Origin of the sequence: Streptomyces sp. NBC_01426 (assembly GCF_036231985.1) — a bacterium.
Taxonomy (GTDB): domain Bacteria; phylum Actinomycetota; class Actinomycetes; order Streptomycetales; family Streptomycetaceae; genus Streptomyces.
The window spans coordinates 7,038,477-7,058,612 of record NZ_CP109500.1 but is presented as its reverse complement, the minus strand read 5'-3'; the positions used below and the strand labels follow the sequence as shown (position 1 = coordinate 7,058,612).

At 71.6% G+C, this 20,136-nt stretch carries 20 protein-coding genes; 12 read left to right on the top strand and 8 right to left on the bottom strand.

Features of this window, described 5'->3' with window-relative positions; translation table 11 throughout:
- Positions 1-152 precede the first annotated feature (152 nt).
- Positions 153-308: a DUF6131 family protein gene (locus OG906_RS31545; RefSeq protein WP_199826501.1), complete on the bottom strand. Its 156-nt coding sequence runs from the start codon at positions 306-308 to the stop codon at positions 153-155.
- 76 nt (positions 309-384) lie between these two features.
- Positions 385-648, bottom strand: a complete 264-nt coding sequence (locus tag OG906_RS31540; protein WP_329447450.1) for a hypothetical protein — start codon at positions 646-648, stop codon at positions 385-387.
- Positions 649-836: 188 nt separating this feature from the next.
- On the opposite strand from OG906_RS31540, the gene OG906_RS43665 reads away from it, so the two are divergent.
- Positions 837-1,208: a transposase gene (locus OG906_RS43665; RefSeq protein ID WP_385646084.1), complete on the top strand. Its 372-nt coding sequence runs from the start codon at positions 837-839 to the stop codon at positions 1,206-1,208.
- Between the two features lie 346 nt (positions 1,209-1,554).
- Here the strand turns inward: OG906_RS43665 and OG906_RS31530 are convergent, their stop codons facing one another.
- On the bottom strand, positions 1,555-1,839 hold the full coding sequence (locus OG906_RS31530; RefSeq protein WP_329447449.1) for a hypothetical protein: 285 nt from the start codon (positions 1,837-1,839) through the stop codon (positions 1,555-1,557).
- 499 nt (positions 1,840-2,338) lie between these two features.
- Between OG906_RS31530 and OG906_RS31525 the strand changes: the two genes are divergently transcribed.
- From OG906_RS31525 to OG906_RS31500, 6 genes are all read left to right on the top strand, one after another.
- Positions 2,339-3,022, top strand: coding sequence for an HAD family acid phosphatase (locus tag OG906_RS31525; RefSeq protein ID WP_267799312.1), 684 nt, complete (start codon positions 2,339-2,341; stop codon positions 3,020-3,022).
- Positions 3,023-3,211: 189 nt separating this feature from the next.
- A complete protein-coding gene (locus OG906_RS31520; protein ID WP_329447448.1) occupies positions 3,212-4,591 on the top strand; it encodes a pectate lyase family protein in 1,380 nt (459 codons plus the stop codon).
- A 95-nt stretch (positions 4,592-4,686) separates the two neighbouring features.
- On the top strand, positions 4,687-5,220 hold the full coding sequence (locus OG906_RS31515; protein WP_329447447.1) for a SigE family RNA polymerase sigma factor: 534 nt from the start codon (positions 4,687-4,689) through the stop codon (positions 5,218-5,220).
- Entirely contained in the window at positions 5,217-5,876 is a 660-nt protein-coding gene (locus OG906_RS31510; protein ID WP_329447446.1) for a hypothetical protein, read from the top strand. Before OG906_RS31515 ends, OG906_RS31510 begins: the two co-directional genes overlap by 4 nt.
- Before the next feature lie 37 nt (positions 5,877-5,913).
- Complete coding sequence (locus OG906_RS31505; RefSeq protein WP_329447445.1) at positions 5,914-6,363, top strand: VOC family protein; 450 nt, start codon at positions 5,914-5,916, stop codon at positions 6,361-6,363.
- A gap of 419 nt (positions 6,364-6,782) precedes the next feature.
- On the top strand, positions 6,783-7,292 hold the full coding sequence (locus OG906_RS31500; RefSeq protein ID WP_267799316.1) for a DoxX family protein: 510 nt from the start codon (positions 6,783-6,785) through the stop codon (positions 7,290-7,292).
- On the opposite strand, the gene OG906_RS31495 is transcribed toward OG906_RS31500, so the two are convergent.
- Positions 7,276-8,385, bottom strand: coding sequence for a glutamate--cysteine ligase (locus OG906_RS31495; RefSeq protein ID WP_329447444.1), 1,110 nt, complete (start codon positions 8,383-8,385; stop codon positions 7,276-7,278). The genes OG906_RS31500 and OG906_RS31495 overlap by 17 nt on opposite strands.
- Before the next feature lie 175 nt (positions 8,386-8,560).
- On the opposite strand from OG906_RS31495, the gene OG906_RS31490 reads away from it, so the two are divergent.
- The 4 genes from OG906_RS31490 to proP all read left to right on the top strand — a co-directional run bounded on the left by OG906_RS31490 (position 8,561) and on the right by proP (position 11,645).
- Positions 8,561-8,827, top strand: coding sequence for a GlsB/YeaQ/YmgE family stress response membrane protein (locus OG906_RS31490; protein WP_053678076.1), 267 nt, complete (start codon positions 8,561-8,563; stop codon positions 8,825-8,827).
- A 59-nt stretch (positions 8,828-8,886) separates the two neighbouring features.
- Entirely contained in the window at positions 8,887-9,393 is a 507-nt protein-coding gene (locus tag OG906_RS31485; RefSeq protein ID WP_267799318.1) for a hemerythrin domain-containing protein, read from the top strand.
- Positions 9,394-9,437: 44 nt separating this feature from the next.
- Entirely contained in the window at positions 9,438-9,866 is a 429-nt protein-coding gene (locus OG906_RS31480) for a hypothetical protein (RefSeq protein ID WP_329447443.1), read from the top strand.
- Between the two features lie 273 nt (positions 9,867-10,139).
- Positions 10,140-11,645 (top strand): glycine betaine/L-proline transporter ProP, encoded by a 1,506-nt coding sequence (proP, locus tag OG906_RS31475; RefSeq protein ID WP_329448187.1) that lies wholly within the window; start codon positions 10,140-10,142, stop codon positions 11,643-11,645.
- A gap of 37 nt (positions 11,646-11,682) precedes the next feature.
- On the opposite strand, the gene OG906_RS31470 is transcribed toward proP, so the two are convergent.
- From OG906_RS31470 to OG906_RS31455, 4 genes are all read right to left on the bottom strand, one after another.
- The gene (locus OG906_RS31470; RefSeq protein WP_267799320.1) at positions 11,683-12,234 is read right to left on the bottom strand and encodes an ATP-binding protein; all 552 of its coding nucleotides are present in this window, start codon (positions 12,232-12,234) and stop codon (positions 11,683-11,685) included.
- Positions 12,235-12,431: 197 nt separating this feature from the next.
- Positions 12,432-12,803 carry an STAS domain-containing protein gene (locus OG906_RS31465; RefSeq protein WP_267799321.1) on the bottom strand — a complete coding sequence of 124 codons (372 nt, stop codon included), beginning with the start codon at positions 12,801-12,803 and terminating at the stop codon, positions 12,432-12,434.
- Between the two features lie 112 nt (positions 12,804-12,915).
- Positions 12,916-13,878 (bottom strand): sensor histidine kinase, encoded by a 963-nt coding sequence (locus OG906_RS31460; RefSeq protein ID WP_329447442.1) that lies wholly within the window; start codon positions 13,876-13,878, stop codon positions 12,916-12,918.
- 382 nt (positions 13,879-14,260) lie between these two features.
- Positions 14,261-15,178 carry a SigB/SigF/SigG family RNA polymerase sigma factor gene (locus OG906_RS31455; RefSeq protein ID WP_329447441.1) on the bottom strand — a complete coding sequence of 306 codons (918 nt, stop codon included), beginning with the start codon at positions 15,176-15,178 and terminating at the stop codon, positions 14,261-14,263.
- Between the two features lie 371 nt (positions 15,179-15,549).
- Between OG906_RS31455 and OG906_RS31450 the strand changes: the two genes are divergently transcribed.
- A complete protein-coding gene (locus OG906_RS31450; protein WP_329447440.1) occupies positions 15,550-20,106 on the top strand; it encodes a HAMP domain-containing protein in 4,557 nt (1,518 codons plus the stop codon).
- Positions 20,107-20,136: the final 30 nt, after the last annotated feature.

Below are 20,136 nucleotides of genomic sequence, written 5' to 3'. Positions count from 1 at the left end.
GTGCGCGCGAGGGGCGGACACCGCGATCGGTGTCCGCCCCTCGGCCGTGCGATGGAACGAACCACCGGCCCGGTGCGTGTGGTTGCCCGCGTACGGGCCGATGTGTGACGCCGTGAAGGACACCGCCTACCGGCGTCCGGTGGTTGCGTCGCCTAGTAGTAGTGCTTCCGTCCGCCCAGAGCGTGCCCCATGGCGCCCAGGATCCACAGGATCAGGCCTACGACGATGAGGATGATCCCGATGGTGTACAGGATGCTGATGTGGGCCACGATCGCGACGATGAGCAGGATTACTCCGAGGATGATCACGGTGCCCTCCGATCTTCGCGTGATGATTCTTCACTGTGGGCCCGGTGGCCGCGTGGCTCCGGGGTGGGGGGACGGTTCAGTGTCCGAACAGGTGCCGCCTTCGAGGGACTCCTCCCGCGGGGCGGGACTCGTCGGTGGGCGGGGCTTGGGTGGTGGGGGCGTTGGCGGGGTCCGGGTCTGCCTGGGCCCGCGTGGGCGTGACGCCGGTCGCGGGATCCCGGTAACCGAAGACGTCGAATCCCTGTCCGATCTCGAGGCCGACCCCGGCGTTGCCGAGGACACCGGCGATCGCGACGACGACCGCGGCGATCAGAACGATCAGCCCGAGGGTGATCAGCATGGCGCCCTCCCAGCGAATTCGTGCGCCGAAGGGGCGCACGGGGCAGCCTTCAACCACGCTCCTGCCCGTTTATCCGCTCTCCATACCGGACTGCGTTCATTGCCCCGAAACCCCCCGGAAAGGCAACGTGCGGGAACCGGTGGCCCTTGGGGCGTGCCGGTGGGGTGCGGCCGGTCGTTGATGCTCCCGTGGAGCGCCGATTTCAGTTGAGTGACGAGGCCTGGACCGCGATCGAGACGCGGCTCGGCAGGCCCGCGGCCCGTGTGGAGCGCACGGCCGTCGAGGCCATCGTGTGGAAACTGTCGACGGGAGCCGCCTGGCGGGATCTACCCGCCCGGTACGGCCCCTGGCACAGCATGGCCGAGCGGTACCGGATCTGGGTCGGTGACGGCACTTGGGGCCGCATCGAGGCGGCACTGGTGTCCTCCCCCGCCGATCTGGTGGGCGAGGACGACTGGAGCACCCGATGGCTCCCCCGGCAGGCCGACACCGCACCCGCCGACGAGGCCTCGGGCCTCGCCGCGCGGACGGGGCCGGCCGGGGAGGCCGGGGCGCCGTGACCGGCCGGGAAGGGGGGACACCGCCCTCGACCCGAGGTGACCGGTTCCCGTCGACGCCGGTGACCACTTCGTCGATCGGTCGTTGAACCCGACGCTCGGCGAAACGAACACCACGAGGTCCCGGAGCCCCCGCATCCGGGACCTCGTGGTGTCCCGGGCCGACCGGGGCACTCTGCGGGTCACGAGGTCGTCTCTTTCGGATCTTGTCGGTGAGGGCCGCGGTGTCCGGTGCCGTGCCCGGCAAGGCGCAGCGGCGCCCGTGTACCGGACGTACTCGGGCGCCCCGACAACGCCGCCAGGCGCGGTGCCGGGCGCCGCGACCCCGGCAAGATCCGAAAGCAACGGCCTAGGGCAGGCCCGCGGCCCGCCGACGCTCCAGCATCTCCCCGACCGACACCGTCGGCATGTGCCCGGCCAGCGCGACCGCGACCCGCGGGCCCCGGTCGGCGTCGGCGTCGAGCATCGCCCGGCCCCACCAGCGCAGCAGTACGCCCCTCGCCTCGTCGGGCGCGGCGAGCAGGAGTTCGGCGTGGAACTCCCGGCGGCACTCCCCCGACAGCGCCGCCGCGATGCCCTCGGCGTGCCGCGGGATCCGCCGCGGTCCGTGCGGGTGAACCGGCTGCGCGCTCATGGGACGCTCCCTCGATCGACTGCTGCCCCGAGTCTGCCCCCTGGCGGGCCGTGAGGTCGAGCGTTCGCGCGCAAAGCCGGTCCGTGAGCCCGTTCGGATCGCGGCGGCGCCGTCCGTGTCGCCTCGGACATGACAGCCGGTCAGCGGGCGCCGTCACCGTGCCCGCCGGGCCGGTCTCCCCGGGATGACGGGGCGCGAGGGCCGGGCCGCCGCCGCGTCCGCTCTCTCGGTCGCTCACTCACGGACGGGCAGCCGGCCCGGCCTCGTCGGTCATTCGGAGCGGCCCCACGAGGGGATTGGCCGGGTGACGGGTACGGCGATTCGGCCGGGACACGAGGACACCGTCCGCGCCCGCGCGTCCGGCTCCGTCCGGACCGTCCCTCGCGACCAGGCATTCATCCGTCGGCCACGAAATGTTTCTTACCGGCCAGTAGACATGGCGGCGACGCTCCCCAAGCATGGGCGCGTACATGCCAACGTGTGACGAGGAGCGTCCCCCATGCGCAGCACCCGCCCCCGCACCACCCGCACCGCCACCGCCGCCGCGGTGGCCGCCGCGGCCACCGTCCTGACCCTGCTTCCGGCCACCGCCGCGGACGCGGCCGACCGATCGGCGCCCACGTCCGCGCCCGCGGTCTCGGCCCCCGCCGCGTCCGCGCCCGGCGGCAACGCCGCGATCCTCGGCATCGACTACGCCACCTGGCAGCGGGACGTCGCCGACGTCATCGACGCGGCCCGCCCCGCCATCGAGCAGCGCATCGCCGCCTCGCCCGCCGGGGAGAAGCCCGCGCTCGTCCTCGACATCGACAACAGCTCGCTGGAGACGGACTTCCACTGGTTCTGGACCTTCCCCACTCCCGCGATCGGCAAGGTCCGTGACCTCACCCGGTACGCGAACGAGCGTGGGGTCGCCGTCTTCTTCGTGACCGCGCGCCCGGGGATCGTGTACTCCCTCACCGAACGCAACCTGAAGGCCGTCGGCTACCCGGTCTCGGGCCTGTACGTCCGGGACCTGCCGGACCTGTTCCACGAGGTCAGCACGTACAAGACGGGCAAGCGCGCCGAGATCGAGGCCCGCGGCTACACGATCATCGCCAACATCGGGAACAACGCGAGCGACCTCGTCGGCGGCCACGCCGAACGCACCGTGAAGCTGCCCGACTACGGCGGCAAGCTGTCCTGACCCGGCGGGGGCCGCGGCCGGGTGGCCGTCGTGTGCGACGCACGCCCACCCGCCCGCGGCCCGAACCGCGTCCTTCGCGGCACAGGGCGACGCCCGTCCGCCGAGTGGCGTGGATCACGGCAACGTATCGCGCGCGGGCGGCGACTTGGGGGTGTCAGGTCACCGCCCGAGGCAAGGAACGAAGCTCACGTGCCCACTCCCTCCCACCGTCGTCCCCGTACGCGCCGCATCGCCGTCCTCGCCGGCGGCTCCGTCGCGGCGGCGTGCGTGCTCGGCGCCGTTCCGTTCGCGATGAGTGCCCAGGCCGCCCCCGATCTCGCGCACGCCGCGCTCCCCGCACACGACGGTTGGGCGTCCGACGGCAAGGGCACCACCGGCGGCTCGGCGGCCTCCGGCAGCCGCGTGTTCACCGTCTCCACGCGGGCCGAGCTCGCCAAGGCGCTGACCACCGGGTCGGCGACGGCTCCGCGCGTCGTCCGGGTGAAGGGCGCCATCGACACGAACGTCGACGACTCCGGTCGCCCCCTCGGCTGCGACGACTACGCCAAGGGCACGGGGTACTCGCTCGCCTCGTACCTGAAGGCCTACGACCCGGCGAACTGGGGCCGCTCGAAGGTGCCTTCCGGCGCCCAGGAGTCGGCGCGGGCCACCGCACAGAAGCGGCAGGCGGCACGGATGGTGCTCGACGTCCCGTCGAACACCACGATCGTCGGGGTCCCGGGTACCGGCGCCGGACTGAAGGGCGGCAGCCTCCAGGTGAAGAAGGCGGACAACGTCATCATCCGCAACCTCGCCTTCTCCGACACCCGCGACTGCTTCCCCCAGTGGGACCCCACGGACGGTTCGACCGGCAACTGGAACTCCGCCTACGACTCGCTGTCCCTGCGCGGTTCCACCCATGTGTGGGCCGATCACAACACGTTCACCGACAGCCCCGGCCTCGACGCCGCCAACCCCCGCCGCTTCGGGCGCGAATACCAGGTCCACGACGGCGCCCTGGACATCACCAACGCCTCCGACCTGGTGACGGTGTCGTACAACCGGTTCTCCGACCACGACAAGACAATGCTCATCGGCAGCAGCGACAACGACACCCGGCTGCGGGTCACCCTCCACCACAACGTCTTCCGGGGGATCGTGCAGCGGGCCCCGCTGGCCCGTGTCGGACAAGTACACCTGTACAACAACCACTTCGACACGACCGAGCGCGACGGCTACGCCTTCGCCTACTCCATCAGCTCGCGGGCACGCGCCCAGGTGGTCGCCGAGTACAACAACTGGACGCTTCCCGGCGCCGGGACGACCTCCCGGCTGCTGACCGGGGACGGGACGGGTGCGCTGGCCGGGTCCGGGAACCTGGTGAACGGGCGCGTGACCGACCTGGTGGCCGCGTACAACGCCGCGAACCCGAAGAAGAAGATCCGGCCGACGGTGAACTGGCGGCCCGTGCTCTCCGCCGGCCTGGAGACGTCCGCCGCCGGCCTTCCCGCCTCGCTCGGCCGGACGGCCGGCGCCGGCGTGCTGACGGCCTCCGGGGCCCTCGCCCGTACCGACGTCCGGACCCCGTGAGCGGAGGTCCCCCGTCCATGGCTGCTACCGTCACCCACCTGCCGCCCGCTGCCGGCACCGGCACATCGCACGGCACATCGCACGGAGGCCCCGGCTTGCTCCTCGTACACCACGACGCCTCCGCCGAGTTCCACGCCTTCTTCGAACAACACCACGCCGAACTCTCCCGGCTGGCCGCGATGCTCATCGGTGAACCGGACGCCGCCGCCGACCTGGCCGCGGACGCCCTCGTCGCCGTATGGCACCGCTGGGACCGGGTGCGCGGCGCCGATCACCCCCTCGCGTACGCCCGGGGCGTGGTGGCGAACATGGCCCGTACCAGGATCCGTGCGGCCGTGCGCGAGCGGCGGCGGGTGAGTCTCTTCTGGTCGAACCGCCCCGAGGTGGTCGAGGCCGCGGACGTCGCCTCCGTCCTCGACGTACGAAGCGCCCTGGCCCGGCTGCCGTTTCGCAAACGGGCCTGTGTGGTCCTGCGCCACGCGCTCGACCTGTCCGAGAAGGACACCGCGCTCGCCCTCGGGATATCCGTCGGCACCGTGAAGAGCCAGACCTCCAAGGGGATGGCGGAACTACAGAAGCTGCTCGGCACGCGGGCCGCCGGCGAACTCACGGGAGGGAGGACCCGATGACCGACCTGCACGAGGAGTTGCGGGCCGCCGCACGGGCCCACGTACCGGACCGGGAGCGGATGCTCGCGCGCGTGGAACGGGGCATGGCCGACGCGCCGCCCCCCGCCGCCCGGCGGCAGGCCCTCTCCTGGCCCCGCGTCACCCTCGCCTCTCTCGCCGCCGGCGCGGCCCTGGTGGTCGGCGCCCACACCGTGGCGTCGGTGACGGGTGAAGAGGAGCGTGGCGCACGACAGGTGGTGTCGGCGCCCGACGGCGCCGGCACGCCGAGCACCGAGAACGGGCCGCTGTGGTCCGACGGGTCCGTCGACCCGCACAGCAACACCTACTGGGCTCAGAGCAACATCACCCTGCAGACCCGCGAGCCGCTCACCGCGTTCAGCCTGGAGGTCCGCATCGCACAGACGGGAGGCGTGGCCACCACCGGCACCTGGCAGACCCTGCCGGCCGGCGACTTCGACGTCGTGGCCCGGGAGTCCGGCGGCGCCCTGGTCTACCGGTGGACCCTCAAGGCCGGCAGAACGGTGCCGGCGGGCCGCCATGTCTTCGCCGCCCAGTACAACCACGCCGAGGGCGGCCGGGACGCCGGGAAGGACACGTACGCGTCGACGGCCACCACGGCCGGGGGCGCGGCGCACGAGGTCGGAGGGGGCTTCTGACCGCTGGTCGACCCGCGGTGCGCGCTACGGTCGGGCCATGGCCACCAGAATCGATCTGACGCTTGACTGTGCCGATGCCCGGCCGCTCGCCGCCTTCTGGAAGACGGCACTGGGCTACGTCGACGAGCCGCCACCCGCACCCTTCGCCACGCGCGAGGAGTGGGCCGCCCACTTCGATCCCCCGGAGGACGACCCGGACGCGGCCGACCCCGCGGGCGGCGGGGCGTGGCTCTGCGATCCCGACGGCGTCGGCCCCCGTCTCTCGATCCTGAGGGTTCCGGAACCCAAGCGGGCGAAGAACCGCCTGCACATGGACATCCGGGTGCCGGGGCACGGCGGTCCGGCCGAGCGGTGGGAACGGATCGGGGCGGAGTCCCGTCGTCTGGTGGCGGCGGGCGGGCGGGTCGTGACGGAGTTCGAGGGGCACCACGTGGTGATGGCGGACCCGGAGGGCAACGAGTTCTGCGTGGCCGCCGCCCCCGCGTGAGGCGCCGGCAGGGCGTTCGGGGATGCGGTGACCGCGCCCCCGGTCGGTCGCGGCGCGGTCCCGCACCCTCGCGCAGGGGCTCGCCCGCCACCCGGCGTCACGACGAGCACGCTGCGTAGTGCGACGCATGCGATGGTTCGAGCGGGTTCGTTCCGCTTTGTGGAGCGCACCGGTGGCCTGCCACGGGCCGATGTCCGCGAACGCGGTCCCGGCAGGCGGTGTCCCCACGGCCGGACGGTCGTTGAGAAGAACGGTCAGCGAAGTGGACCACACCGAGTCCCGGGGCCCAGGCCCCGGGACTCGGCGCTTCCCGAACCGCCGGCCCGGACAAGGGCGTTGACGGGGAAGCAAAGGGCCGGCCCGGGCCCGTGTCCCGAAGGCGGTCCGAACCAGGGGCCCGGCCGCGACGTGTGCTGCGTGTGAACACGACATCCTCCGGGCCGCGGTCCGCCGCCACGCGGCACGCGCTCCTGCCCCTGCGCCTCTTCCTCGGCATCACGTTCGTGTACGCGGGCGTCGACAAACTCCTCGACCCGGCGTTCCTCTCCGCCACCGGCGACGGCTCGATCGGCCAACAGCTCGAAGGGGTGAAGGGGTCGGCCGCGATCCCGGCACTGGTGGCGGTCGCCCTGAACGACCCTGGTGGCTTCGGCCTCGCGATGGCCCTCGGCGAGACCGCCGTCGGGCTGGGGGTCCTGGCCGGCCTGCTGACCCGGATCGCGGCCCTCGGGGGCGCCCTGATCTCGCTCAGCCTCTGGCTGACCGTCAGTTGGCAGGCCACCCCGTACTACTACGGAAACGACCTGGCGTACCTGATGGCCTGGACCCCGCTGGTCCTCGCGGGCGCACCGACCCTGTCCCTCGACGCGGCGCTGCGCCGGCGGCGCGCCACCCCCCGGGGCCGGCGGCGCGTCAACCGCCGAGAGTGAGGCGGGCGCACCGGGTGACCACGGCGGAGAGGTCCCCCTCGTCGCGCAGGAGGGCCCGCTGCACCCGGGCCCCGGTGCCCCGCTCCTGGAGTTCGACCAGGCCGGCCCGGACCCGTTCGGCGTCCCCGTTCTCCTCCAGGGCGTCCCGTACGTGCTCGTACAACGCCCACACGACGTCCTCGGGAGAGGTCTCCGCCAGTGTGACCGGATGGATCAGGGGCCCGTCGAGCCCGGATCGGGCCGCCCGCCACGCCGCCAGCCGGAGCAGGGCGGTGTCGACCTGGGACGGGGGCTCTCCGGCCTGCCAGGCCCGGGAGGCCGTGTCCACCAGCCCGCGGGTCAGTGCGGCGAGCAGTACCGGCGTCCCCGCGTCCAGGCAGACGTCCGCCACCCGGATCTCCACCGTGGGGTAGGACGCTGCCAGCCGAGCGTCGAAGTAGATCATGCCCTCGTCGCGGAGGGCGCCGGTCGCGAGCATGGCCCGGACCCGCTCGTGGTAGCGGTCGGCGGAGCCGAAGACGCTCACCGGGCCGGCCGAGGGCCACCGGTTCCAGACCCTGCTGCGATAGCTCCCGTAGCCGGTGTCCTCTCCCTGCCAGAAGGGTGAGTTCGCGCTCAGGGCGGTCAGGACGGACAGCCAGGGGCGAATCCGGTCCAGGACCGCCACGCCCTCCTCGTCGGAGTCCACCGACACGTGCACGTGGCAGCCGCAGGTCAGCTGCTCCTGCGCCGTCAGGCCGAACTGCCGGCCGATCCACTGGTACCGCTCCCCCACACTCAGTGAGGGCTCCACCCGGGTCGGGCAGGTGGCGAGAGCGGCGACGACCACGCCCGCGGCCTCGGCGTGCCGGGCGGCCTCGGCGCGCCAGCGCAGGATCTCCTCGCCGAGCTCGCCCATCATCGTCACCGGTTTGGTCGCGAATTCGACCTGCTGCTTGTGGAGTTCCTTCTCCAGCGGGATCTCGCCGTCGGCTCCCGCCGCGCGGCCCCCCGTCCGCATCGCGGAGGCCAGCACCGCGCCGGCGGACGCGGCGGGTTCACCGGTCCGCGGATCGACGAGCAGCAGTTCTTCCTCGACACCGACACTGCGCATACGGTCCCTTTCGCCGGCTCCTGGTCCGACGTCTGCCCACTTCCCCGGTGGGCACGCGTCCCGGGCGGGCCTGCGGCCCTCTCCTTTCGCCGGGCATTTCGCCCGGGTTTGAATTCCTCCGCAGGGAGCATTCGGCGAACGTAGGAAATTCATCGGAGCCCGGAGAGGCAACACCATGGGAATCATCGCCTGGATCATCATCGGACTGCTTGCGGGAATGATCGCGAAAGCGCTCATGCCCGGCAGGGATCCCGGCGGTTTCTTCGTCACCATCCTGATCGGCATCGCCGGTGGTCTCCTCGGCGGCTGGCTGGGGAAGGTGCTGTTCGGGGTCGACTCGATCGACGGCTTCTTCGACCTCTCGACCTGGATCGCGGCCGTCGTCGGCTCGATGATCCTGCTGCTCGTCTACCGCCTCGTCACGGGCGGCCGACGACGCTGACCTGCGGCCCTGGGCCGCGAGAACCACGCCGGGCACGACAGAACAGGCAGGAGCACGCCATGACGGCGAATGACGATGTAGTCGCGGTGATCCTGAAGGACCACCGCACCATGGAGGAACTGTTTCGCCGCATGCGGAGCGTGGAGGCCGACCGCGCCGAGGCGTTGAAGAAGTTCTCCGCGCTGCTCATCGCGCACGCCGAGGCCGAGGAGTCCGAGGTGTACGGCGCGCTGAAGCGGTTCAAGAACGTGGACGACGAGGAAGTGGAACACGGGGCCGAGGAGCACACCGAGGGCAACGAGGCGTTGCTGGCCCTCCTGGAGGTCGCCGACGTCGGCTCCGAGGAGTGGGACGAGCGCCTCGAAGACCTGTCGAAGGCGGTGTCGCACCACATCGACGAGGAGGAACGGACGATCCTCAACGGTGCCAGGGAGAACGTCCCGGACGAACGCCGGGCCGAGCTGGGCGTCGCGTTCCTGCGCGAGCGGGAGAAGCACCTGGCGGCCGACTGCGGCAGCATCGAGAACGTACGAGCCGTCCTGCACGCCCACGGTGAGGACCGATGACCGGCGCCCGCATACCCGGCGGGGCGTCGGGCAGGCGCGCCACCATGGACGATTCCACACAGCACGCCACCGAGTACCGCGTCACCGTCGACGGTGAGCGCTTCACCTGCGAGGACGCCCAGGGGCTGGGTCCCCAGGGCGATGGGGGCCTGCCGGGGCAGGAGCTGACCGTGACGCTCACCGGCTGCGTCCTGACCGACACCCCGAAGGCCCTCGCCTGGGCGCTCGGCCGGGAGCCGGACGGGCAGCGCACCGTCCGGATCGACGCCACGACGGCGAACGGCCGGGAGGTGGTCACCGCCTGGGACCTGACGGGCGCGGCCCCGACCGGGACCGACGACGCGAGCGGCACGGCATCGAACCACGAGACGCGCATCCAGCGGCTGACGCTGCACGCCGTGAAGATCACCCCGGTGTTGCGCGACGAGGACCGGTTCCAGGACGCCGGGCCCACTCCCTCTCCCCGAGGCTGAACCGCCCGACCCCGCGGGGCGGCTGGCGGCACCGACCACACGGTCGGTGCCGCCAGCCGCCCCGTCGTCGTGGGACCGGACCCGGGGCCGTCGTGTCCCGCGGCCGTCCCGTCACACGGTCGGACCTGCCGACATGCCGAGTGGCGTGCCTGCCCGAAGAATCAGAGGCCGCTGTGGTTCGGCACGGCGCACCCGGGCAGAGAGGTCGACACGATGGCAGGACCGTCCCGCCGCCCGCAGCCCTCGCGCAGCGGTCACGCGTCGACCGATCGGATGCTCCGTACCCTGCTCCGGCGCCGCAAGAAGGCCCTGACCAGCGAGGACGTATCGGTCGCCGATCAGCCGCAGGTGCGCCGCGCCGTGACCGCGGCCGCCCTGGGCAACACGATGGAGTGGTTCGACTTCGGCGTGTACGCCTACCTGGCCGGAACCATGGGCAAGGTCTTCTTCCCGTCGAGTTCGCCGGGCGCCCAGGTCGTCTCGACGTTCGCGACCTTCGCCGCCGCCTTCCTGGTCCGCCCCCTCGGCGGCCTCGTGTTCGGGCCGCTCGGCGACCGGATCGGCCGGCAGAAGGTCCTCGCGGCGACGATGATCATGATGGCGGCCAGTACGTTCGCCGTCGGGTTCCTCCCGACGTACGCGTCCGTCGGCTTCGTCGCGCCCCTGCTGCTCCTGGTCTGCCGGCTGGTCCAGGGCTTCTCCACGGGCGGCGAGTACGCCGGCGCGACCACCTACATCGCCGAGTACGCGCCGGACAAGCGCCGGGGGTTCCTGGGCAGCTGGCTCGACTTCGGCACGTTCGTCGGTTACGCCATGGGCTCCGGCCTGGTCACCATCCTGACCCTCGTCATGGGCTCGGACGGCCTGGAGGACTGGGGCTGGCGCATCCCGTTCTTCATCGCGGGCCCGCTGGGTCTGATCGGCCTGTACATGCGGCTGAAGCTGGAGGAGACCCCGGCCTTCAAGAAGGAGGCCGCCTACGCGGCCGCCGAGGGGGAGGCGGGCGCGGAGGTCCCGGCGGCGGGCCGGGGGCACCTCAAGGAGATCTTCACGCGCCACTGGCACGCGGTGCTCATCTGCATGGGGCTGGTCCTGCTGTACAACGTCACGAACTACATGGTGACGTCCTACCTGCCCACCTACATGACCGTCACCCTGGGCGAGAACGACACCACGGCCCAGCTCCTTGTCCTCGGGACGATGCTGCTCGTGGTCCTGACGATCACGACCGTGGGCCACACCTCGGACCGCTGGGGCCGCAGACCGGTGTTCCTCGCGGGCAGTGTCGCCCTGGTGGCCCTGGCCATCCCGGCGTTCCTGCTGATCCGGGAGGGCGGGATCCTGTTGCCGGCCGTGGGCTGCGCGATCCTCGGGCTGCTGCTCGTCTGCTTCGCGGGGACGGCCGCCTCCACGCTGCCCGCGCTGTTCCCGACCCGACTGCGGTACGCGGCGCTGTCGATCGCCTTCAACATCTCGGTGTCCCTGTTCGGAGGCACGACGCCGCTGTTCACCTCGGCGCTCGTGGAGGCCACCGGCAACGACATGGTCCCGGCGTACTACCTGATGGTCGCGGGCGTCATCGGGTTCGTGTCGACACTGTTCCTGCACGAGACCGCCGGAAAGCCGCTGCGCGGGTCCGGTCCGATGGTCGAGACGCCCGACGAGGCGGACGCCCTGGTGGCCCGCAGCCGCACGGCGGCCGGCCGGCAGGCCCGGGACATCTGGATCCGACTGCGCCATCCCTGGGCCCGCCACAAGCCGCGCGACCGGGACACGTGACCCGTCGGGTCCGCCGTGTCCGGTGCGCGATCGCCGTTCAGCCGTGCGTGTCCGCCTGGAGAGGGACACCGTCGAGAAGGGGCGCGGCGGGGGCCGAGGTGGTCGGCAGCGTGCTCGGCGCCGGGGCGGGCGCGGGCAGACCGGTCGTCAGGCGCACCACGTCGACCTCGGCCCAGACCACCTTGCCGTGGTCATGGGCCTGGGCGTCCCAACGGTCCGAGAGCCGCCGCACTATGTACAGGCCGTGGCCTCCCGGCGTCGCTCCCTGCTGCCGGGGACGGGGGCGCGGCAGTTCGGTCTCCCCGTCGAAGACCTCGATGCGCAGGACATCGCCGGCGGCCGCGATCACGAACTCCTGGCAACCGCCGGCGTGCATGACGGCGTTGGTCAGCAGCTCCGACACGATGAGCAGGACGTCCTCGGCGGTCTCGTGACCGTCCCATCCCCAGTCACGCAGGGCTTCCCGGGTGAAATCTCGTCCCTTGGCGACCTGGCCGCGGGTCCCGCTCAGCGCGAGGCGCCGGCGCTGGGTCACGGCCTTGATGTCCGCGCGCAGCGGATCGCCGGTCTCCGGTCCGATGGGCGTCACTGTGGTCTCACCCCCTGGGGCACTGGTCTTGTCGTTGATGTCGTACTCCTGCCGTCCTGGCCCGGTAAAAGTCCGGATCGACCGTTTCGGTGTCCCAGACCCCGCGCATACCCGCCCTGTCCTCTTGAACACCTCGGATGCGGGTGCCGGTCCCCCTCTTGTGAGGAGTCACGGCAGGTGCGAGGCGGTGTCGGGGCTCATCCCGCGGCGAGGGCGTCCGGCACGGTGCGGCTGATGGTGAAGACGCCGTCCGCGCCGGTGAGCTGGAGAAGTCTCGACAACTGGTCGGTGGGCGCCGCCAGTCGCAGCGCGATGCCCTCCCGTTCGGTGTCGAGTCTCAGGCTCAGCAGCAGGTTGAGGCCCGAGGAGTCGCAGAATCCGACTCCCGAGAGGTCGATCACCAGCCGGGACGGGCCCGACCCGATCGCCTCGTCCAGGACGGGCTGGACGGATCCCAGGCTGTCGAGGTCGAGGTCTCCGGAGAGCGCGCACACCACGGCGTCCGGCTCGCTGTGCCGGAGTTCGGCCCGCCGCGGCTCGGCCGTCTCGTTGTCGGCGCGGGGCGGCACGTCACTGTCCCCTAGGTCGCGAGTTCCCACGTCAGCCTTCCGATGCACTGTCTTTTCCGTTGCGCGTGTTCGCGTCTGAACTCTACAGCCGGTTCGTCACTCTTGGTCGTGCTCATGACCGCCGGTTGATCGTCATGTGGAGGCGCAGGGTGAGTCCCGTGTCCAGGGCCCTGACCTCGACGAGGTCGCACAACTGGTGGATCATCCACAGGCCGCGGCCCCCGTTGCCGGAGGCCAGGGCGGGGCGGGAGCGGCCGGCGAGCGGGTCGCGGAGGCGGCCGTCGTCGCTGACCTCGGCGACCACGTCGCCCGCGGGTGTGGTCCACAGGCGCAGCCGTCCCTTCCCGCCACCGTGGGCGACCGAGTTGGCGGCCGCCTCGCTGACGGCGAGGACCAGGTCGTCGCGCCGTCCCGCGTCGAGCGCCGTCCGTCGGGCCCAGGATTCGGCGTGCCCGCGTACGTCGGCGAGCCGGCCCGCCGCGTAGTCGACGAGGACGGCCTCGGCGGCGGGTTCGGTCAGCGGGACGTCGCAGTCCGCGCAGACGACGGCGGCGTCGGTGTAGGCGGGGCTGGCGAGTTCCCGGCCGGACTCGATCAGGGTGGGGTGGGTGCGCCGGGCGTCGGCGATCACCTCGGGGGCCAGCGCGCCCGTGTCGTACGGGCACAGGATGGTCGCGGACCGGTGTGCGAAGGCGGTGTTGATGAGCGCCTCGTGGCGGGTGGCCTCCAGGACCTCGGCCCGGGAACGGCCCGGCCAGATCGGCTCGCCCACGATCCGCGCGGTGCGCCCCGGGTGTCGGTCGGCGAACCCCTGGAGGGCGGCGAGGATGCGTCCGGGGTTGCGGCCCAGCTCCGTCATGTCCACGGCGTCGATGTGGTCGGCGTCGGAGCCCAGGTAGCGGCGCAGCGCTTCCAGGCTCGGGCCGGGGACGGCGACGAGGACGGGCTCGTCGGCGGCGAGGGCCGTGCGGACGAAGTCGCCGACGCCGGCCGTGTATTCCTCGGGGTCCCGGTAGAAGAGGGCCGGGTGGACGAAGGCTCCGGGGGCGGTTGCCGGGGAGGCCGTGTCGATCATGAGGTGACCTCACGGGCGTCGAGGTCTACGCCGCCGGCGCATCGTATGCCCGGTCGGTCGCGCGGGGGTACGGCGCCCAGCGGCGTTCCCGACGTTCGCGGCCGGCCCACGCGGCGCACCACGGCCTCGGCCCGTGCCGCGTCGTCCTCGTACGGGAGGAACGCGTGCTCGCCGGCGGCGCCGGGTGAGCAGGGCCGGCGGTGGTGGGGTGAAGGCACGCTCTTCCCTCGTAGGCGGGACGAAATCGACATCGGCTGGCGCAAGGATTCTACCGGCGCCGCAGGCCCCCGGTCGCGGGTCCGTCGAACCGGGTCGGGCCTGCCGGACACGCGGAAGGGCGGCACCGCCGGAAGGGTCCGGAGGTGCCGCCCGCAGGACGGGTTCAGGCGGCGAGCATGCCGCTCCGCAGCTGGGTGAGGATCCGCGTCAGGAGGCGGGAGACCTGCATCTGGGAGATGCCGAGTTCGGCGCCGATCTCGGCCTGGGTCTTCTCCTGGCCGAAGCGCATCCGCAGGATCAGACGGTCGCGCTCCTGCAGCCGGCCGAGCAGCGGGGCGAGGGTGTGCATCTCCTCGAAGAGCTCCACGGCCGGGTCGGCCTCGCCCATGCTCTCGGCGAGCGGACGGGTTTTGCGGCCGCTCATCGCCGCTTCGTCGGAGTCGGCGGACGCGTCCAGGGAGCCACTGGTGTAGCCGTTGGCGGCCACCAGTCCCTCGATGACCTCCTCCTCGCCGAGTTCCAGGTGCTCGGCGATCTCCTTGACCGTCGGCGCCCGGCCGAGCACGTCCGTCAGTTCTTCCTGGCTCTTCGCGAGTTCCGTCCGCAGTTCCTGGAGCCGGCGGGGTACGTGCACGGCCCACGTCGTGTCGCGGAAGTAGCGCTTGATCTCGCCGGTGATGTAGGGGAGGGCGAGGGTGGAGAACTCGACCTCCCGGTCCGGGTCGAAGCGGTCGATCGCCTTGATCAGGCCGATGGTGCCCACCTGGACGATGTCCTCCATCTCGACACCGCCGCCGCTCGCCCGACCGCGGAAGCGTCGGGCGGCGAAGTGGACGAGGGAGATGTTCATCTCGATGAGGGTGTTGCGCGCGTACTGGTACTCGCGCGTCCCCTCCTCCAGGGTCCGCAGCCGGGTCAGGAACAGGCGCGACAGTTCGCGCGCGTCACCGGGCGCCACCTCGCGGGCGTTGGCCACGGGGGGCAGTTCCGTGAAGGACTCCCCCGCCTGGAATCCGGTCGGGGGAACGACCTCGGCGGCTGTCTCACGTACGGGGCTGACGACTGCGACAGAGCGAGGCATGGCGACGTTCCCTCCCTGGTGCGGATGGCTTCGTTGCCGCTCTTGCCCCCGCTTTCGGGCGCTACACGGTCCTTCATCGATTATTTTCGGTCAGTCTTGGCTTGATCTGATGGGTTCTGATGCGGCGGGTGTCCGCATGTCGGAGTCGGGGCCCGCGCGATGCGGGAGTCGATGTCGTGGTCGGGAGCCCCGCGCCGGCCTCCGGAGAACGAAGCGGGACCGGGGACCTCGCCGGATAGTCTTCACCTTGTTCGCCGACCGACCGGGACCCGTGGGGGTCCGGCGGCCGGACGAAGCAGTGCCGCACCGCCCGTCAACGGCACCGCGGGAATCCGGAACTGAGCGGGGGACAAATGGCCAGGCAGGCAGGCGTGCGCTCGAATGTGGAGGGCACCGCGCCGGGAGTCGTCGGGGAACCGGAGCTGCGTCAGCTCCTGGCCGGCCTGACGGCCGTCCGCGACGGCGACTTCGGCACCCGGCTCCCCGACGAGGCCGACGGTCTCCTCGGCGAGATCGCGACCGTGTTCAACGGCATGGTCGACCAGCTCTCGCTCTTCACCTCGGAGGTGACCCGCGTCGCGCGCGAGGTCGGCACCGAGGGAACGCTGGGCGGGCAGGCCGAGGTGCCCGGCGTGTCGGGAACCTGGGCGGACCTGACCGACTCCGTCAACGCGATGGCCGGCAACCTCACCACCCAGGTGCGTGACATCGCGCAGGTCGCCACGGCCGTGGCCCGCGGAGACCTGTCCCAGAAGATCGACGTGGCGGCCCGCGGCGAGATCCTGGAGCTCAAGGACACCGTCAACACGATGGTCGACCAGCTCTCCTCCTTCGCCGACGAGGTCACCCGCGTCGCCCGCGAGGTCGGCAGCGAGGGCCGGCTCGGAGGCCAGGCCGAGGTGCCCGGTGTGGCGGGCGTGTGGCGCGACCTCACCGACTCGGTCAACTTCATGGCCGGCAACCTCACCGACCAGGTGCGCAACATCGCCCAGGTGACCACCGCCGTCGCCAAGGGCGACCTGTCCCAGAAGATCGCCGTCGACGCCCGCGGCGAGATCCTGGAACTCAAGAACACCATCAACACGATGGTCGACCAGCTCTCCGCCTTCGCCGACGAGGTCACCAGGATGGCCCGCGAGGTGGGCACCGAGGGGATCCTGGGCGGCCAGGCCGACGTCAAGGGCGTCTCCGGCACCTGGCGCGACCTCACCGACTCGGTCAACTTCATGGCCGGCAACCTGACGGCCCAGGTGCGCTCCATCGCCCAGGTCGCGACCGCCGTCGCCAAGGGCGACCTGTCGCAGAAGATCCGGGTGGACGCGCGCGGCGAGATCCTGGAACTGAAGACGACGATCAACACGATGGTCGACCAGCTCTCCGCCTTCGCCGACGAGGTCACCCGCGTCGCCCGCGAGGTCGGCACCGAGGGCCGCCTCGGCGGACAGGCCGACGTCAAGGGCGTCTCCGGCACCTGGCGCGACCTCACCGACTCGGTCAACTTCATGGCCGACAACCTCACCGCGCAGGTCAGGTCGATCGCCGAAGTCACCACGGCGGTGGCCCGGGGCGACATGACGCAGAAGATCCGGGTGGACGCGCGCGGCGAGATCCTGGAGCTGAAGGAGACCATCAACACGATGGTCGACCAGCTCTCCGCCTTCGCCGACGAGGTCACCCGCGTCGCCCGCGAGGTCGGCACCGAGGGCAACCTGGGTGGTCAGGCCACGGTCCGGGGCGTCTCGGGCACGTGGAAGGACCTCACCGACAACGTCAACGTCATGGCGTCCAACCTCACCGGGCAGGTCCGTTCCATCGCCCAGGTGGCCACCGCGGTCGCCCGCGGCGACCTCTCGCAGAAGATCACCGTCGAGGCCAAGGGCGAGGTGGCGGCGCTCGCCGGAGTGATCAACACGATGGTGGACACGCTGTCGGCCTTCGCGGACGAGGTCACCCGCGTGGCCCGCGAGGTGGGCACGGAGGGCCGGCTCGGCGGCCAGGCCCGCGTCCCCAACGTGGCGGGAACCTGGAAGGACCTCACCGACAACGTCAACTCGATGGCCAACAACCTCACCGGCCAGGTCCGCAACATCGCCCTCGTCACCACCGCCGTCGCCAACGGCGACCTGTCGAAGAAGATCGACGTGGACGCCCGGGGCGAGATCCTCGAACTCAAGACCACCATCAACACGATGGTGGACCAGCTGTCCTCCTTCGCGGCCGAGGTCACCCGCGTCGCCCGCGAGGTCGGCAGCGAGGGCCGACTCGGCGGACAGGCCGAGGTGGAGGGCGTGTCGGGCACCTGGAAGCGGCTGACGGAGAACGTCAACGAGCTGGCGGGCAACCTGACCCGGCAGGTGCGCGCCATCGCGGAGGTCGCCAGCGCCGTCGCCGAGGGGGACCTGACCCGCTCGATCACGGTCGACGCGTCCGGCGAGGTGGCCGAACTCAAGGACAACATCAACTCCATGGTCGGCTCGCTGCGCGAGACGACCCGCGCCAATCTGGAACAGGACTGGCTCAAGTCCAACCTGGCCCGGATCTCCGGCCTGATGCAGGGCCACCGCGACCTCTCGGTCGTGGCGGAACTGGTCATGGACGAGCTGACCCCGCTGGTGGCCGCCAGCTACGGGGCCTTCTACCTGGCCGACGAGACCGACGGGCAGTCCTGGCTCACCCTCATCGGCTCGTACGGGCGACCGTCGGGCCGGTCCGAGAGCGACCGCCTCACCCCGGGCGAGACGCTGGTCGGGCAGGCGGCCCGCAGCCGCCGCATCATCGTCGCCGAGGACGTGCCCGCCGGTTACCTGATCTCCTCGGGCCTCGGCCGGTCCGCGCCCGCCTGCCTGATCGTGCTGCCCATCGTGGTGGAGGACCAGGTGCTCGGCGTGATCGAGCTCGCCTCGTTCAAGGAGTTCACCTCCGTCCACCGCGACTTCCTGGGCCGTCTGATGGAGACCGTGGGGGTCAACGTCAGCACCATCGTGGCCAACGCGCGCACCGACGAGCTGCTCGGCGAGTCCCAGCGGTTGACCGGCGAACTCCAGGCCCGCTCCGAGGAGCTCCAGGTACAGCAGGACGAACTCCAGCGCTCCAACGCCGAACTGGAGGAGAAGGCGGCCCTCCTCGCCAGCCAGAACCGCGACATCGAGACCAAGAACCTGGAGATCGAGCAAGCCCGTCAGGAACTGGAGGACCGCGCGCAGCAGCTCTCGCTGGCCTCGAAGTACAAGTCGGAGTTCCTGGCCAACATGAGCCACGAGCTGCGCACCCCGCTCAACAGCCTGCTGATCCTGGCCCAACTGCTCGCGCAGAACCCCAGCCGCAACCTCTCCCCCAAGCAGGTCGAGTACGCGGGCATCATCCACTCGGCCGGTTCCGACCTCCTCCAGTTGATCGACGACATCCTCGACCTGTCGAAGGTCGAGGCCGGGAAGATGGACATCAACCCCGAACGGGTCCCGCTGAGGCGGCTCCTCGACTACGTCGACGCCACCTTCCGGCCGTTGACCAGTCAGAAGAGCCTGGAGTTCGAGATCACGACCGCCACCGGGGTGCCGGTGGACCTGCTCACCGACGACTCGCGACTGCGTCAGATCCTGCGCAACCTGCTCTCCAACGCGGTGAAGTTCACCGAGCACGGCCGGGTGGAGCTGCGGATCGAACCCGTGGCCGTCGCCGACCTGCCGGCCGGGCTGAGCCACGGCGGGCCGATGGTCGCCTTCCGCGTGAAGGACACCGGCATCGGCATCGCGGAGCACCAACTCGAATCGATCTTCGCGGCGTTCCAGCAGGCCGACGGCACGACCAGCCGCAAGTACGGGGGCACCGGACTGGGGCTCTCCATCACCCGGGAGATCGCCCAGCTCCTCGGGGGCGCCGTCACCGCCCTCAGCAACCCCGGCGAGGGCTCCGTCTTCACCCTCTACCTGCCGGTGGCCCGGACCGAGTTCGCCGACCGCGCCCTGGTGGGCCCCCGGGCCGAGCCGACCGCGAGCACCGTCGGCGAGCAGCGGGGCCGGACACCGGGTCCCGGCCCCGAGCGACGCCCGCGCCGGCTGCTGGTGATCGAAGAGCGCAGCAACGGACTGCTGACGCTCGTTGCCGAGAGCGCCACCCACGACCTCGCGCTGGGTCGCTCGCCGTTCGCGGCGGACGAGCCCGTCGAGGTGGTGACGGCCGTGAGCGCCCAGGAGGCGGCGGAGGTCCTCGCCGCCACGCCGTTCCACTGTGTGGTCCTCGAACTCGGCCAGGACGGGGAGGCGTTGCGGTTCCTGCGGGCGCTGGCCGGGGACTCGGCGCTGGCGTCCCTGCCCGTCCTCGCCCACGACAACCGTCGTCTCGACGCGGCGCAGCAGCGGGAACTGCACGAGCACACGGCGTCGCAGCCGTTGGAGGTGCTGGCCAGCCTGGACGAGCTGCGGGAACGGATCTCGCTGCACCTGTCCGCCCAGGAGCCCGGGGACGTGCCGTCCCTGGTGCGTTCGCAGGACTCCCCCGCCGCCGTTCCCGCGTTCCTCGACGACGGTCTGGCGGGCCGTTCCGTCCTGGTGGTCGACGACGACGCGCGGAACCTGTACGCGATCAGCGGCATCCTCGAACTGCACGGCATCCAGGTCGTGCACGCGGAGAACGGCCGGACCGCCATCGACGCCCTGACCGGTCATCCCGGGATCCATCTGATCCTGATGGACGTGATGATGCCCGAGATGGACGGGTACGCGGCGACCGCCGAGATCCGTCGCATGCCCGCGTACGCCGATCTGCCGATCATCGCGGTCACCGCGAAGGCGATGCCCGGAGACCGGGAGAAGAGCCTCGCGTCGGGGGCCAGCGACTACGTCACCAAGCCGGTGGACGCCGACGACCTCATGGCCCGTGTCCGGCACTGGCTGCTGCCGCGGGACGTCTCGGGGGGCGCCCGTGTCTGACTCCCCGCCGCCCCTCACGTACTCGCCCAG